The sequence below is a fragment of the Fictibacillus phosphorivorans genome (genome assembly GCF_001629705.1).
GTDB lineage: Bacteria > Bacillota > Bacilli > Bacillales > Fictibacillaceae > Fictibacillus > Fictibacillus phosphorivorans_A.
Map to the genome: position 1 here is coordinate 3409223 of NZ_CP015378.1, position 16360 is coordinate 3425582.

The window sequence follows — 16360 nt, forward strand, 5'->3', positions numbered from 1 at the left end:
ATACTTACTGATTGTATCATAAATAGTAGATGTATAACCTTACAATCTTTTACCCACATTGAAAATTTTAAACTTTGCACACATAAAAAAGCTCAAAAGACAGATAGCCTTTGAGCTTTTCCCTTTTAAACAGCTGGAGATGAAGGAGCTTGTGTGTTGTCTTTTTTTAATAACCAATACTGACTTCCAAGCATAAGAGCGAACGCTGCAAGACCGATCGCACTGAACATGCCTTCTGGATAGATCAGCAAGAAGCCGATCGCAACGGCTGCGATTCTTTCTAACCAAGAAATAGGTCTCATCCAATAGCCGATCATACCTGCACCAATGGCAATCATTCCGACAAATGCCGTCGAGATCACCCAAATGGCTTCTACCCAAGTGGTATCAATCAACATGAGCTGTGGTGATATGACGAAAATGTACGGAATAATAAATGCTGCAATGGCTAGTTTTGATGATAATATACCGGTTCGTATCGGTTCACCGCCCGAAACCCCAGCTGCTGCAAAGGCTGCAAGCGCTACAGGAGGTGTAATATCCGCGATGATTCCAAAATAAAAGACAAACATGTGAGCGGAAAGATCAGGAACACCAAACAATAAAATAGCTGGTGCTGCAATCGTTGATGTTATGACATAGTTCGCGGTGGTAGGCGATCCCATTCCAAGTACAAGCGATGCGATCATTGTTAAGATCAATGTCGGAATAAGATAGCCACCTGATAACTCGAGCAAACCGTTCGCCATCTTAAGACCAACACCTGTTACGGTTACAACCCCGACGATCATACCCGCTGCTGCTGTAGCCGCTGCAACACCAAGAGCTGTTCTCGCGCCATCAGCTAATGCTTCAAAAAAGAGCTTAGGTCCCATACGAGTTTTCTTGTTTAACATCCCTACAGCAATCGCACTCACAATTGACCATAAAGCTGATTTTGTAACACTGACCCCATTCATTAGTAGAACAATAACCACAACGATCGGAATCAACAAATACACTTGTTTCATAACTCTTTTCGTTTCAGGCATCTCTTCACGTGATAACCCTCTAAGACCGATACGTTTTGCTTCTAAATGGGTCATGATCCATATTCCTGCAAAGTATAGAACCGCAGGAATGGCAGCAGCTTTGGCGATATCCCAATAGGTGATACCACCGCCGATAAATTCAACCATCAAAAACGCTGCAGCACCCATGACAGGAGGCATGATCTGACCACCTGTTGAAGAAGCAGCCTCGACGGCTCCTGCAAAGTTTTTGTCATAACCTAATCGTTTCATCATCGGAATGGTAAAAGCCCCAGAAGTTACAACGTTAGCCACCGAGCTTCCACTGATCGTTCCTTGAAGAGCGCTAGAGAAAATGGCTACCTTAGCAGGTCCCCCGACTCGTCTTCCAGCGATAACGATGGATAGATCATTAAAATATTCGCCCACTCCCGTTTTAACGAGAAAGGCTCCAAATAAAAGAAACAAGAAGATATATGTGGATGAAACTGCGAGCGGTGTTCCTAAAATACCTTCTGTTGTAAAGAACATCGTCCTTACGATTCGTTCGATCGTCAACCCTTTGTGCTCTAAAAAGCCCGGCATATAAGGTCCCATATACGCGTAAAGCAAGAATAGACCTGCAATAATCGTGATCGGCAGCCCAACGACCCTTCTTGTTGCTTCTAGAACAAGTATGATCGCGAGCACACCTATTAAGAAATCTTGAGTCGTTAATCTTCCTACCCTCATAACTAGGTCATCCATGAATAGATACCAATAAGATCCCACGGCTATCGATAGAACAGCCAAAATCATGTCATACCAAGCAACTTGAAACAGCGGCTTCCCTTCTTTTTTCTTTTTAGAAGCTGGGAAGAGCAAAAAGATTAACGTTAGCGCAAAACCTAGATGAATCGTTCTTTGTAATTGTGCTGGCAATACTCCAAAAATAGCTGTATAGAGCTGAAATAACGAAAACGAGATCAAACCGATGAGTGTGATCCAATAAAGAGCACCTTTTAATTTTCGAAAGCCTGCTTCTGGATCGTACTTTTCCATCAGTTCCTGTACAGCTTGATCCGATATTTGTTCACGCTCGTTATGCTTGTTCTTATCCAAGTTTTATCCCTCCTATCAACCTTTGCCATACGTTCAGTTTTTCTACTTTTATTGAAACCCAGGACCCTTTTTCACTGAATGATGAGAAGGGATATTTATTCCCATTTAGAAGAAGTGTATGATTGGCTATAATTTGTCCGATCCGAATATCTAATGAAGGAAATGTTCTTTTCATGTTCGATAAAATATAGTTTCCATCCTTTTGCGCAAACATTTCACCTTCAGATGCACCAGATGGCATGCCCACTCCAAATTCCTGAAACCTCATTTCAGTTTGAAGGATTTCTTCATGATGAACGTGGTAGATTTCACGGACCGGTGTTTTATGGATCGAGTGTATGTATTCAATACTGAATTCACTATCCTCTTGTGCATCAAAGAAAGCTAAAGGTTTCCCTGTCTTTCCGTCTTCAATCACAACAGCATTGAAAAATGGCACCATTGAAAACATGATTAAGACCACTAAACCCACGATGCTCACAATAATTTTCTTCATGAGAATACATGGACTAAAAAATAATCTTTTAGTCCATGCTCGACACCTCTTATTTTAAGATTCCTTTTTCTTCAAAATACTTTTTAGCGCCAGGATGGAAGTCAATCCCCATTCCTTCTACTGCATTCTCTGCAGAGATTAACTCTCCTTTTGCATGACTGATCTTATCCGTGTTCTCAAAGATCGCTTTTGTGATTGCATAAACCGCATCGTCTTCCATGTCTTTACGAACAGTTAGCATCGAAAGAACCGCTACCGTTTTTACATCTGCTTCAATCTTGTAAGTACCACTCTTAACGGTATCTTCAATGTAATAAGGATGAGCTTCAATCAGCTCTTTAATCTTGTCATCTGCAATCGGTACGATCGTTACAGGATTCGTAGCGGATAATGCATCAACAGCACCTGTAGGCGTTCCAGCTGTGATAAAAGCTGCTTGAATATTCTTATCTTGAATTCCTTCCGTAGACTCATCGAAAGATAGATGTTGCGCATCAATGTCTTCCATTGTCATGCCATGAATCTTTAGAATTTGTTCAGCATTCGCGAACGTTCCACTACCTGGTGCTCCAACTGAAACTTTCTTGCCTTTCAGATCTTCAACACTCTTAATCCCGCTTTCTTTTAACGTTACAATCTGAATCGTTTCAGGATATAATGTCCCGATCCCCGTTACTTGATCAACTTTTTCTTTGAACATTTCTTTACCTTCAACTGCATAGCTAGCGATATCTGTTTGTGTGAAAGCTACATCAGCATCACCATCTTGAAGCAGCTGCATGTTCTCAACAGATGCACCTGAAGCTTGAGAGTTTGCTTCAACATCTAGCTCATCTTTCACGATCTTCGCCATCTCTCCACCTAGTGGATAATATGTACCACCTGTCCCACCTGTTACAATACTGATCTGATCAAGATTTAAAGAAGCACTCTTGTCACCTGTTTCTTTCTTTTCTGACGGAGTCTCAATCTTCTGACCACATGCTGCTAGTGAAAATGCAAGAATCAGTACGAAAAATAACGCAATCCCCTTTTTCATGTTCGTCCTCCTTTTGGAATAATTTAGTGCATTCTTAAATTTTAGCATAAGGTTTGTTAAAATTGCAGAATAATTATAATTTTTAGATATATTATTTAGACATAAAAAAAGAGCGACCGAAGTCACTCTTTAAAATCATTTAGCTTACGAACGCACGTAGCATCCAGTTATGTTTAGCAAGACTTTCACGAACAGACAATAACATATCGTGCGTTACTTCATCACCTTCACGCTCAGTTACTTCCATTCCTTCTTTAATCTCAGCGATCAGATGTTCAAAATCGTTAATGATGCTTTGAACCATATCTTCTGCTGTTTCATTACTCTTAGCTTCTTCTACTGTAGCCAACTCTAAATATTCTTTCATCGTTGCAACGGGTGTTCCTTTTAGAACAAGCAGACGCTCAGCGAGTTCATCAATGTTCGTTGCAGCTTCGGTGTATAGCTCTTCAAACTTTTCATGAAGGGTGAAAAAGTGAGGTCCTTTTACATACCAGTGATAGTTATGAAGTTTTACAAACAATACATTCCAGTTCGCTACTTGGCGATTTAGTACTTCTTGAATGGTATTCATCCCATCATCTCCTTATTTTGTTTCTTCGTTCAATACACGGTTCAAGCGCTTGCGAAGCATGTCCATTCCGCTTCCTCCAGCTTGGAAGTGACGAAGCTTTCCTTCTTTATCAAACACATAGTACGCAGGAACATATTTGTTTTCAAAAGCATCCGTTAATTTATGCTCGCTGTCTACATAGATCGGCTGTGTAATATCATGCCCGATCGCCATCTGTTCGATAACACTCATGTCTAAATCGTTTTCTGAGCGAGGCATATGAACAGCCACTACGTTTAGATCATCTTCATATTCATCACGAAGCTCGTTAACATCTGGCATTGCCTCTTTACACAATCCGCAGCTTACAGACCAGAAGTGGATCAAGGTTGCTTTTTCTCCAACCAATTCTTCTTTTGTAACTTCTTCATTCAACCAAGTTGTAGCACCATCAAGTTCAGGCATTTGTTCACGTAATTTCATCTATTATTCCCTCCAGAATTTAAAAGATTTTTGATTTCACAATAGTAGTTTTGAAAGTGGTTGATTTCCGTTACAGGAGCTCGCTTTCCGGGGGCGTGCGGTGAGCCTCTTAGCGCTCTGCGCTGTTAAGAGTCTCACCTGTCCCGCTGATCCCCCAGGAGTCTCGCTCCTTACACTACAATCAACTATTCAATGAGGTAATTTCTTTTAAGATCTTCCAAGCAACTATCTTCTTAGAGAATCCTTTTAATTAAAGTGTCTTTTGTCCTGGCTTCCAGTTTGCTGGGCAAAGTCCGCCTGTTTGTAGAGCTTGAAGCACACGCAGTGTTTCGTCAGCATCACGGCCGATATTGTTATGGAAGACAACTTGATACATCATCTCACCTTCCGGATTGATGATGAACATGCCACGAAGTGCAACGCCTTCTTCTTCGATCAGTACTCCATAATCACGTGATACACGGTGATTCGTGTCAGCCGCTAGAGGATAGTTTAATTCACCAAGTCCGTTATCTTCACGACTCGTATTGATCCAAGCCAAGTGCGTATGAACGGTATCCGTTGAAACCCCGATTACTTCCGCATCCAAATCTTCAAATTCGCTATATCTATCTGATAACGCAGTGATTTCAGTCGGACATACGAAAGTGAAATCCATTGGATAGAAGAAAAGAACGGTCCATTTTCCATCTTCCATGTTCTTTTCTAAACTTACTTTTTTCGTTTCTTTATTAGGCATGATCGCTTCCATCTCAAAGCGAGGTGCTTGTTTGCCTACCATACGTTCTGCCATTTCAAATTCCACTCCTTTTATTTAAATGATAATGAAAATCATTATCATGTATTGTTCATAATCTTATTATACTCACTTCTATTTTGAAGTCAATACTAATTTATAATAATTATTAACAAGGAACAAGTATTGTGCTCAAATATCAAAAAAACACGCCTATTATTGCAAACACCAAACAAAAAAGCCTTACTCCCATTTTGGAGTAAGGCTATGCATTATCTTCTTTATGTTGGTGGATTTGACTGGTAATCATCTGTTTGTTTTTCAATAGAATCGGTATACATGCGGCAAATAATGCTAAGCCGATCGCAACGGCGATGATTGTTCCATTTCCTTTAATAAAACTGTCACCTAACAAGTTATATGCGAGTGTTCCTGGTAAGACCCCAAGCATTGTAGCTAAAATGTATGACCGAAGTTTCAACTTAGAAATTCCAGCTACATAACTTACAACATCAAAATTCAATACCGGGATGATTCTCAATAAGAAAATATACACAAACCCTTTTTCCTTCAGCTGGTTCTGCCATTTCTCAATTCGGGAGGGAGAATCCGTTTTTTGTTTGATCCACCTCGCACCTAGATGTTTAGCGATGTAGAAGGATAAAATGGCACCAATCGTGGCTGAGAATACAGTATAAACCGTACCCCATATTACGCCGAATGCCAAGCCACCTGCTAGTGAAAGAACAGAGATTGGAAATAATGTAAAGGGACGAATTACATTTACGATGATATATACAATGGGAGCGACCATTCCAAAGGATAATACCCAATCACGTAGAGATATGGGGGTTATTTTAAAGACAAAATGATTCAGAGCAAACATAAACATGACAATCGACAAGATTACTGTGATCTTCACCAATGTTCTTCTTTTCATATAACCCCCCTCTTTGCCCTTTTTCTTACTTTTAATATTCCTGAATTTGAGAGTTTGTAAACGTTAGGCTGTTCGGGCTTTAATCACAACTCCGTTACCTGCAGGGTCTTTTAACCTTATATTTTCCGATTCTATATGATATGGAACTTGCTCAAGTTCTAGAGCACTTAAAACTTTTTTAATTTCCAACATAGATGGAACGACGATCTCATAATGAAGAAGTCCTGTAACATCTTCTCGGCTTTGCTCAGCATCAGGTCCGTTCCAAATATTAACGGCAATATGGTGATGATATCCTCCTGCGGAGATGAATAAGGCGTGATTCCCTATCCTTGTTTGTTCTTCAAATCCTAATACGTTCATATAGAAATTTTCAGCTTCAGCTATATTTACTACATTCAGATGCACATGCCCCATGACCGTGTTTTCTGGCAGACGAGTCCAAGTCTTTGAATCTCTTTCTGCTAGAAGACTTTGTACATCTAAAGGTTCGCTGACAGCTGGTAATTTTCCTCTTTCATCTCGTACCCAATCTTGGCGGTCAACATCTCTGTAAATTTCAATTCCATTGTTCTCTGGATCTTGTAGATAGATCGCTTCACTAAACTTATGATTGGATGCTCCTAATAGCTGCGTTTTTGTTTCAATAAAATGATAGAGGACATTTGCAAGATCTTTCCTAGTTGGCACAAGTAATGCCAAGTGATAAAGACCTGCGCTTTTCATCGGTCTCTGCTGAAAGTCCTGATTACCATCTAATACGATCAGTGGCGTTTTCCCGTCTGCAGTTAACATCACCCTCGTTTCTTGTTCCGATAAAATTTGCAGACCAATCGTTTCGGTATAAAAAGAAACAAGGTTCTCCAAATTCCTAACTTTTAAAGTCACGCTTCCGATATGAGTTTCTTTATGAATAGGGGTCATCATTCTTCCTTCTTTCCTATTTAATAGTGAATATGATAAACGTTACAGATAATTTAATTACTTTATGTAAGTAATTATAAATTAGTTATTAACAAACTTCAACTGTCAAATGAACAAAAGAAAAAGAGGCTGATTGTCTCAGCCTCCGATATAGGACATTTCTATTTTTTTTCTTTCAATTGTTCCTTGTTCTTTTCTTTCGTCTGAATAACGATCTGATCGGTTTCGCCATATTTGAACAATACGATTAAAAACGTCCTCGTCAGATGCCCCAGATCGTACAAATTCTTTTAGATCAGTACCTCGCCCCGTAAAAAGACACGTATATATTTTTCCATCGGCAGACAATCTCGCTCTTGTACAAGTCGAACAAAATGTATCACTGATAGACGAAATAATTCCGATCTCTCCTTGACCGTCTGCATATTGGTAGCGTTTTGCTACTTCTCCATAATATTTTCGGTCAACGGGTTTTAACGGTATCTCTGCATCAATCATCTCTAAAATCTCATTCTTTGATACGACTTCATCCCAGTTCCAACCGTTTGAGGTGCCAACATCCATATATTCAATGAATCGCAAAACATATGGCGTATTCTTAAAATAACGGGCCATCGGAAGAATCTCTTTGTCATTGATCCCCTTTTTGACCATCATATTGATTTTGACAGCAAGACCCGCTTCATATGCAGCTTCTATCCCTCTTAGAACAGGGGATACTCCTACACCTCGTCCATTAATGTAGCCGAATAAATCGTTATCAAGCGTATCCAAACTCACGGTTACTCTATCCATTCCTGCTTGCTTAAGAGAAACAGCCATCCTTGGAAGAAGCACGCCATTTGTAGTTAGTGCAATATCTTTAATTCCTTCGATCGCTCGAAGGCGCTTCAACAAGTCAGGAAGATTTTTTCGAAGTAAAGGTTCACCACCTGTTATTCGAATTTTTTCTACGCCTGCTTTTGCAAACTGTGAGGCAATACGTACGATTTCATCGAACGATAATAGCTCGGTTGGTGTTAAGAATGGGTAATCTGGTCCGAAAATTTCTTTTGGCATACAATACGTACACCTAAAATTACATTGATCGGTTACCGAAATCCGCAAGTCTTGCAGCGGACGATGCAAGCGATCAGTGATTCCATTACTTTCATTCATATCATCACATCATTTGTTTTAGTATTTTAATCAATGTACCACGAATAAAAGGAAGTTAAAACCAGAACCACTTACTAAATGGTACTTCGTTTAAAAAGAAAGAGATTAGTTCCTAATCACTACTTGAACGTTTAAATAGACCATTATTACCAAATTTATTTCCAGTGTACTTCGACAATCCTTGATCCCACGGCTTTTTATGATGATACCGAATATTTAATTAATTCCTTTTTCTTGTTGCACTTGTTTATTGGTTAGTAAAATGTTACGATAAATAAGAATTATTTTTGTTCGATTGTACAGGTAACCTATTATCTTGATATTTTTGAGCAGAGATAGTATTATTGTGCGGATTGGCACGACAGGAGGCAACAAAAATGGAACAAGGTAAGGTTAAATGGTTTAACGCAGAAAAAGGTTTCGGATTCATCGAGCGCGAAGGTGGAGACGATGTATTCGTACACTTCTCAGCTATCCAAGCTGACGGTTTCAAATCTTTAGACGAAGGTCAAGACGTAACGTTCGAAGTTGAACAAGGACAACGCGGACCTCAAGCTACTAACGTACGTAAAGCATAATAACCCAATAGATAAACAGGACTCTTGCAAAAGAGGCCTGTTTTTTTTTATGCTCTCGAACCTTACTTCATCCTTAACATTTTATAGTTTGAAAAATTTTTCAGTAAATTCAAACATGTATTAATTATTTTTGTTAAAATACATTTAACGTCTTAAATAATTAGGAGTTCAAAATGGATCTTCACTTGAAGCAGAAACAAGATCAGATTGAAATCGGTACACGAATTGCTGAAAATGCACCTCAAATTGCAGAGAAGATCATGACTAACATACAAAATAGCAACGTTTATGTTTCACTTCAACAAAATGCTCCCCTGAATGAGTACGAGGAACTTCAACAATCCATTTCCTTCATTCGTTTAATCGGTGATGCTGTGTCTGGAAAGGTAACGGATTCAAAGAAAACGATTTTCGAATGGGGAGAACATATCGGCATGCTCGCTGTTCATTCAGGCCAGCCGCTAGATACAACACTTGAGAGTACATCTTTCTATCGAGAAGTGATATGGGATTTTATAAAAGAAGAAGGTTCGCTACAGTCGATGTCTTTGGATTCCGTATTGCATATTTCGTCGACCATCAATCCTATAATCGATTACGCAGTACAAGCATTCAGTAAGTCATACGTGAAAAGTTACCGAGAGATGAGTGAACAGTTCCATCTGTCTCTTCAAGAACTATCCGTCCCTGTAGTACCACTTTTTCCTGGAGTAGCCGTTCTCCCCGTCGTCGGTGAAATTGATACGAACCGTGCAAAACTTCTACTTGAAGCTACACTGCAACAGTGCTTAGATCATGAAATCACTTCCTTAGTGATCGACTTATCAGGTGTGAGTTATATTGATACCATGGTAGCTCACCGTCTATTCCAACTTGTCTCTACATTGAAACTTTTAGGGGTTAAAACCACTCTTACAGGCTTAAGCCCTGAGATCGCACAAACATCTGTGAGCTTAAATCTGGATTTTGATGAAATTACGTTAAAAGGAAACCTGCTTCAAGCATTGGCTGACTTTGGATATGGAAAAGTGGAAAAAACAGATAAAACCAACAAAAAGAACAGACTCTGATCCAGGGTCTGTTTTAATCGTTTTTAGGAGTTGCCACGCTTTAATTCTTCTAGCTCTTGTAAAAGTGATTCTACCATGTCATCACATTTTTTCAACTCATTATTGAGCATACTGATGGTCTCTTCTTCCCAAGAAAAAGGATCACCGTTTTCAGGTGTAACCGGAATGTCTTGATAAATATCTCCTGGTTCTCGCTCATCAGGCTGAAAGTATATAGCTACTTCGCAAGTTGGGCTTCCTAGAGCGATTCTTTGACGCAGCGAAACTTTTCCATAACCAAATTTTCGTGCTGCTATTCCTCCAAGTATACTGGATGTCATTTTGCATAAGTGCGGTGCATCCTTAACAAATTCCCCGAAAGGACACTCTTTTGCACGAACTATTACATGGTCAGGCTTTACACTGACAATCTCAAAATGCCCGCCGATGGAATTTTTCAGATCCACGATCACATGAACATATTGATCAATCGTCCAATCCAATGAATCGTCACTATAGAATCTCTCTATCCATTCACCTGTACGTAGACCGAGCTGCTCGATATATCGTTCCGCAGCGGGACCAATTGATTTTTTATGGATGTGGGCATATTGAGTAATAAGTTTTGCTAAAAAAGTGTGTCCATTCAATTCACCCTTTGAAAGGTTCATACTGCATCTCCCTTTCTATTGAATTACATGCTGTTTCACTTATTTTGGCAAGATATGGACAACACTCTTTGGATACCCGAATGAGATGGTTTAAAACATTATTTTACTTATAAAAATAAATAATTTAATTCTTAGGTTATCTAGCCCTCTTTTTATTGTAAAAAGCCTTTGCTAAAGGAGACTGTTCCCGTTAGATATGGTTTTCTTTCATGTAAGTTTAAGTTAAGATTAAATAAAATCAATTTAGTTAAACATAGCTTAAATAAAGGAGATAACGATGAACTTAGAACAAATGAAATATATTGTAGAAGTAGCCAAAGAAAGTTCGATTACGAAGGCGGCAGACAAACTACACCTATCTCCTTCAGCGATATCGCAATCGATTACACAACTGGAAAAAGAGTTTGGCGTAACTATTTTTACTCGATCAAGACAAGGTACTATTCCCACCACTGATGGAAAATTTATTGTCTCAAAAGCCTATGAGATTCTTAAAAAAATGCAAGAGCTTCATGAAGAGTTAGCTGATAAACAAAATGCCAAAAAACATGTTCTAAAGGTGGGATGTGCACCAGCACTAATGTATATCGTGTACGATGCCTTCTTGTTATTTCATGAGCAATTTCCTGAAACGAACGTGATGATTCGGGAGATCGATCAAGATCATATATTAGAGGAAATGAAGAATGGACATATCGATATTGGTTTAAGTCCTTTTACAGACTATGAAGTATCAAACCTTCAGCATGAAAAAGGAGTAGATTATGAACTGTTGTATACCGGACATGTATGCGTTTGTGCAGGCAAGAAATCCTCGTTGTATTACAAGGACTTTCTTACGCCAGATGAGTTAAGCGATGAGAAACTGGTAATTTACAATTCAAAAGGTGGTATGTCGTTCAATGATAAATACGTAAAGAACGAACAGATCTTATTCTCATCCAATAATATAGAAGTCATGCGTTCTGCTATTTTGGATGGACATGCCTTTTCTTTTGTATTCAATTTCACCTTCAAAAACAATGCAGATGTTAAGAACGGTAATCTAGCCATCATCCCGTTTAAGCAGCCTGATTTGATCTATCAAGACTTCTGGACATTGTATCCGATAACAAAAGGCTTGTCTGTAGAAGCAAAAGAATTCAAAGATAAAGTGAAGTATCTTTTAGATCAATAATTGTAATCTCTTATTTATTTAACAGAAGGATTCTCCATTATTATTTTTTGATAAAGATAGATTAGTTTGTCCAGCTTCTGACTCTGTTTGACGAGATCGGTATCTGAAAAATCATTTGAGCTTGGTTTAAGATCATACATTTCTTGACGACAAACTTTTATTTCTTGCAATAATATACTCAGATCAACATCCATGAATGATTTTCCTTTCTATCTACAAACGACTTCCAAATAATTGGATATGCATTTATCATAGTTGTTCTTGGTTTTTATGTAAATTTAGAAATAGTTAAAGACTGCTAACCTGTTCTTAATGCATGTTGTTGTTTTTTTATTTAAACTGTTTTTGTTTAGAATTGTTGTTCTTGTATAAAATGAGAAGCTCAGTTTTTAGCATATGGGCTTCTCTTTTCTTTTACGCGTCCCTTTATATTTCCACATCTCCCCTGTTTATGGAATAAACCCTTCATTCAATGGACATACCTAGTAAAAAACGAGGGAGGTCTATTTTATGAAAAAAGAAGAAAATCCACAAATAGACCACTCACCCACATTGAGTAATGATCTCTCTAGCAATCTCGAACGAATTGAAACCACACTCGGTCCTACCCCTGATTTAAAGTTGTTACGATATGAGATCAGAGGTGAGTCCCTTTCTATTTTGTATATGGCAGATCTAGTGGATTCAGATAAGCTGCAGAACATACTAAAATCAATCAAATATATTAAATACGCACCGCCCGTGGATTCATCGCTTTTTGAGCAGATCTATTCTGATATCTATCTAACTGCTCAAACATTTAAAGTATCAAGGTTTGATGATGTGATCAACCACCTATTGAACGGAAAAACCATTATTTTATTGAATTCTATAAACGAAGGCTTAAGTGTAGATACGTATGGAGGAAAAGTCCGGGCTATTGAGGAGCCACAAACAGAATCTCTCATTCGTGGACCTAAAGTAAGTTTCACAGAGGAAATCGGTGTTAATATCTCGATGATTCGCAGACAGATCACAGATAAGAACTTAAAGATTGAGACATTTGTGATTGGAGAGCGAGGAAAGAAAAAAGTAGCTTTATTGTATATAGGTGATGTAATCAATCCTGCAATTGTAGATGAGGCAAGACATCGTTTAGAACATATAAGCATTGATGCACCTATCGACTCTGGCATTATTGAGCAATCGATAGAAGACAACTTTCTCTCTCCCTTTCCACAATTTATTAGCACGGAGCGTCCTGACAAGGTTGCACTCTCACTATTGCAAGGAAGATTAGCGATTATTCCTAATCAGACAGCAAACGCACTGATCGCACCTATTTCGATCCTGGATACGGTTCAATCACCTGAAGACTATTATGAAAGGTGGCACATCGGGTCATTGCTGCGCATGCTGCGTGCACTTGCTGTTTTTATCTCACTATTTCTTCCATCCTTTTATATAGCCCTTGTTTCCTTTCACCAAGGTTTGATACCGTCACGTCTTGCATTTTCAATAGCCGCTTCGCGTGAAGGGGTTCCTTTTCCAGCATTTGTTGAAGCTCTAATGATGGCCATCACGATGGAGCTTCTACGTGAAGCAGGACTGCGTCTGCCGAAACCCATCGGACAAACGATTGGAATCGTAGGTGGAATCGTTATTGGGGAAGCTGCTGTTCAAGCCGGAATCGTAAGTACCGTTATGGTCATCGTAATCGCAATCACAGCAATCGCATCTTTTACATTACCGGTCTATAGCATGGGTGTAACCTATAGAATCCTCTTGTTCAGCTTTATTTTTGCTGCAGGTATGATGGGTCTATATGGGATATCACTCGCTTTTATCGTACTTGTCATACACATTGTTAACCTGACCAGTCTAGGTATTCCATACGCGGCACCACTTGCACCTATCTTTATCAACGACTGGAAAGAGCTATTCTTACGCTTGCCCATATCATTTATTAAGAAAAGACCTGTTTTCTTAGATCCTGTAGATGAAGTCCGTTCAGAGAAAGAGGAATAACTGTGAGCAAAGTCAAATACACCGATCGTTCCATTAGTGCTAAAGAATTAATGTACGCCGTAGCTTCCATGGTCATTGGTGTTGGTATCTTTAATCTGCCTCGCTATATCACAACTGTAACAAACGGCATCGACGGAATCATCAGCATTCTAGTAATGGGTGGAATGGTGCTAGGTATCGTATGGATCATGGGTCAGTTCGTTCGTATGTTTCCGGGTAAAGGCATCTATGAAATTTTGCTAGGAATCATCCCAAAGCCACTCGCCCTGCCTTTGATTATCATCTATGGTGCTTTTTTTGCATTATTAGCAGCCTATGAAATACGAGCAATTGCAGAGATAACAAAGAAATATCTGCTGCCAAACACGAGCTCTGATAGTTTAAGCCTGCTTTTTCTTCTTGTCACCTTGTATGCGATTTTTGGTTCTCGTACAGCACTTATTCGAATAAACTCAATGTTCTTACCTGTCGTATTAATCGTGTCATTGTTATTAGTTGTTTTAAACATTCGAATCATGCATCTAGATAATTTTTATCCGTTGCTTACAACAGATTTGCAAGGCTATGGATCAGGGATGATCAATATATTCTTTTCGTTCACGGGCATCTCCATTATCTTGAGCTATTCTTACCTCGTTAATGAACCGGAAAAAGCTTCATCCGCAGCCGTAAAAGGAGTTTTCATCTCCATTATCATCTACACGTTGGTCTTTGTTTCGTGTGTGGCTGTCTTTTCTAATCTCGGAACTGATTTTTTAGAGAATCCAACAATCGAGCTAGGGAAGGAGATTGAACTTCCTGGTGGTTTTTTTGAAAGATTCGAATCTGTCTATTTTACGATTTGGATCATGACGATCTTTAATACAACATCCATGTCTATTGATTCTTCACTCATCGTCTTAGAATCTCTATTTAAAAAAGTAAAAAAAGAGACGCTGATCGTCATCCTGTCTCCTATCATTTTCTTCGTCTCGATGGTTCCGATAGGCATGGAAGGTATGGAAGCAATGGGAACGTTTATCGGAAGACTTAGTTTAGCATTGATTGCAGTCGTACCCATTCCTCTTTATGTTATCGCTAAGATTAGAGGTGTGAAGTAATGAAGAAAACTTGTTATATGCTATCCATCCTCCTCCTTATTAACTTGTTGCAAGGTTGCGGAGCACGAGAGATCGAGAAAAAGGCTTTTGTGATTGGTGTCGGAATCGATCAGAAAAAATCAAGTGATGATTCAAGTCAGCCAGTGATGAACGGAACTTTTCAAGTGGCTGTTCCAAGGTCACTAAAACCTGAAGTAACGAACGAAAAAGCGTATCAAAACTTTCAGGAAAAAGGACATGATATATCCGAACAAATATCAAAAATTGCTCAATACTCAAACAAAGAGTTATATTTTGCCCACAACCAGATCATATTGGTTTCAGATAAAGTTGCGAAACATCCGGAAAGAATGGAGCGTCTGCTAGATTTTTTTGTCAGACATGAAGATATTAGGCGCAGTGTACGTGTCTTTATTACAAAAGGAGACACGAAGCAGTATCTTGACGTTGAGAATAACGAAAAACTGCCATCACTCTATATCGACACACTGTCCGCTAATGTACAAAATCACTCGCGTACTGCGAGCATTAAGAGGTTAGGAGATCTACAGGAAGACCTGTTAGCTCACCGTTCATTCGTCCTGCCAATGCTGCATTATAAGAATACAGAAGAGATCAAGCTTGGTGGTGCCGCTATCATAAAAGGGGAATCAAGCAGATTAACGCATACACTTAATGAAAAAGATACAGAAGCTATGAACATTTTGAACGGTGAATTTCAAAAAGGTATGCTTTTTTTCGAATTAGATGAGGATCTCTACATCTATAAAACAGATAAATCGAAAAGTAAGATTAAACTCGTTCCAACTAAAAACGGTCAGCTTACGTTCACGATCAAAATCAGCTTAGAAGGAGAGATTCAAGAAGTCAATAAACAGATGGATTCACGTACCGTTTCAGCAGATCATGTGAAAAAAGAAGTAGAGAAGCAAGTCGCTAAAAAAATCGAGTCATTTATTAAGAAACTTCAGAACCAATATAAAACCGATATTCTAGGTCTCGGTGTCTACATGGAAAAGCATCATCATAACGAGTGGCTAAAACTAAAAAATGACTGGGAAACAGGTGAAAACCACTTTAGCCAAGTGAAGATAAACACACAGATCCATACGACGATTAGCTCAGCAGGAGGTCTAAGATAAGCGATGTTTGAAATGAATGAATTCTTAACCCGCATTCTTACTTGGCGGTTTATCTTTTTCACCCTGCTATCCTTCATATTTCCATTCACCTATATCACACTATATAAGTTGCTGCAGAAAAGAGGTATGCCACTATGGAAAAAGGAAGCCCGTACCACTTCGAAAAAATGAACAATATGTGAAGTTCGTTGATGAT

17 protein-coding genes are annotated in these 16360 nt (G+C 38.9%); 6 read left to right on the plus strand and 11 right to left on the minus strand.

The annotated features are described in order from the left end of the window. Positions 1 to 125: 125 nt before the first annotated feature. From ABE65_RS17495 to moaA, 9 genes are all read right to left on the minus strand, one after another. Positions 126 to 2051: a TRAP transporter permease gene (locus ABE65_RS17495; protein WP_066400319.1), complete on the minus strand. Its 1926-nt coding sequence runs from the start codon at positions 2049 to 2051 to the stop codon at positions 126 to 128. A 52-nt stretch (positions 2052 to 2103) separates the two neighbouring features. Beyond that, on the minus strand, positions 2104 to 2592 hold the full coding sequence (locus tag ABE65_RS17500; RefSeq protein ID WP_197480316.1) for a DUF1850 domain-containing protein: 489 nt from the start codon (positions 2590 to 2592) through the stop codon (positions 2104 to 2106). A 64-nt stretch (positions 2593 to 2656) separates the two neighbouring features. Continuing rightward, entirely contained in the window at positions 2657 to 3646 is a 990-nt protein-coding gene (locus ABE65_RS17505; protein ID WP_066397737.1) for a TAXI family TRAP transporter solute-binding subunit, read from the minus strand. A gap of 139 nt (positions 3647 to 3785) precedes the next feature. Continuing rightward, positions 3786 to 4220: a Dps family protein gene (locus tag ABE65_RS17510; protein WP_066397739.1), complete on the minus strand. Its 435-nt coding sequence runs from the start codon at positions 4218 to 4220 to the stop codon at positions 3786 to 3788. A 12-nt stretch (positions 4221 to 4232) separates the two neighbouring features. Beyond that, a complete protein-coding gene (locus tag ABE65_RS17515) occupies positions 4233 to 4682 on the minus strand; it encodes a TlpA family protein disulfide reductase (protein WP_066397740.1) in 450 nt (149 codons plus the stop codon). 250 nt (positions 4683 to 4932) lie between these two features. Next, a complete protein-coding gene (locus ABE65_RS17520) occupies positions 4933 to 5475 on the minus strand; it encodes a peroxiredoxin (protein ID WP_066397741.1) in 543 nt (180 codons plus the stop codon). Between the two features lie 208 nt (positions 5476 to 5683). Continuing rightward, positions 5684 to 6358, minus strand: a complete 675-nt coding sequence (locus ABE65_RS17525) for a TVP38/TMEM64 family protein (protein WP_066397742.1) — start codon at positions 6356 to 6358, stop codon at positions 5684 to 5686. Between the two features lie 63 nt (positions 6359 to 6421). Continuing rightward, on the minus strand, positions 6422 to 7285 hold the full coding sequence (locus tag ABE65_RS17530; protein WP_082861486.1) for a VOC family protein: 864 nt from the start codon (positions 7283 to 7285) through the stop codon (positions 6422 to 6424). Between the two features lie 135 nt (positions 7286 to 7420). Then, positions 7421 to 8440 (minus strand): GTP 3',8-cyclase MoaA, encoded by a 1020-nt coding sequence (moaA, locus tag ABE65_RS17535; RefSeq protein ID WP_066397746.1) that lies wholly within the window; start codon positions 8438 to 8440, stop codon positions 7421 to 7423. Between the two features lie 377 nt (positions 8441 to 8817). Here moaA and ABE65_RS17540 point away from each other — a divergent pair, with 377 nt between their 5' ends. Both ABE65_RS17540 and ABE65_RS17545 read left to right on the plus strand, forming a co-directional pair. Next, positions 8818 to 9018: a cold-shock protein gene (locus ABE65_RS17540; protein WP_066397748.1), complete on the plus strand. Its 201-nt coding sequence runs from the start codon at positions 8818 to 8820 to the stop codon at positions 9016 to 9018. 173 nt (positions 9019 to 9191) lie between these two features. Continuing rightward, a complete protein-coding gene (locus tag ABE65_RS17545; RefSeq protein ID WP_066397749.1) occupies positions 9192 to 10088 on the plus strand; it encodes an STAS domain-containing protein in 897 nt (298 codons plus the stop codon). A 23-nt stretch (positions 10089 to 10111) separates the two neighbouring features. Here the strand turns inward: ABE65_RS17545 and ABE65_RS17550 are convergent, their stop codons facing one another. Then, on the minus strand, positions 10112 to 10738 hold the full coding sequence (locus ABE65_RS17550) for a methanogen output domain 1-containing protein (protein WP_066397750.1): 627 nt from the start codon (positions 10736 to 10738) through the stop codon (positions 10112 to 10114). A gap of 277 nt (positions 10739 to 11015) precedes the next feature. Here ABE65_RS17550 and ABE65_RS17555 point away from each other — a divergent pair, with 277 nt between their 5' ends. Continuing rightward, a complete protein-coding gene (locus ABE65_RS17555; RefSeq protein ID WP_066397751.1) occupies positions 11016 to 11915 on the plus strand; it encodes a LysR family transcriptional regulator in 900 nt (299 codons plus the stop codon). Positions 11916 to 11929: 14 nt separating this feature from the next. Here ABE65_RS17555 and ABE65_RS17560 read toward each other — a convergent pair whose 3' ends face one another. After that, positions 11930 to 12109 carry an aspartyl-phosphate phosphatase Spo0E family protein gene (locus ABE65_RS17560; protein ID WP_066397758.1) on the minus strand — a complete coding sequence of 60 codons (180 nt, stop codon included), beginning with the start codon at positions 12107 to 12109 and terminating at the stop codon, positions 11930 to 11932. Positions 12110 to 12425: 316 nt separating this feature from the next. On the opposite strand from ABE65_RS17560, the gene ABE65_RS17565 reads away from it, so the two are divergent. From ABE65_RS17565 to ABE65_RS17575, 3 genes are read left to right on the plus strand one after another with little or no spacing between them, the layout of a single operon-like run. Next, entirely contained in the window at positions 12426 to 13922 is a 1497-nt protein-coding gene (locus ABE65_RS17565; protein ID WP_066397760.1) for a spore germination protein, read from the plus strand. A 2-nt stretch (positions 13923 to 13924) separates the two neighbouring features. Next, the gene (locus ABE65_RS17570; protein ID WP_066397764.1) at positions 13925 to 15022 is read left to right on the plus strand and encodes a GerAB/ArcD/ProY family transporter; all 1098 of its coding nucleotides are present in this window, start codon (positions 13925 to 13927) and stop codon (positions 15020 to 15022) included. After that, on the plus strand, positions 15022 to 16164 hold the full coding sequence (locus ABE65_RS17575; RefSeq protein ID WP_066397766.1) for a Ger(x)C family spore germination protein: 1143 nt from the start codon (positions 15022 to 15024) through the stop codon (positions 16162 to 16164). The genes ABE65_RS17570 and ABE65_RS17575 overlap by 1 nt, the downstream gene beginning before the upstream one ends. The last annotated feature ends 196 nt before the right edge of the window (positions 16165 to 16360 follow it).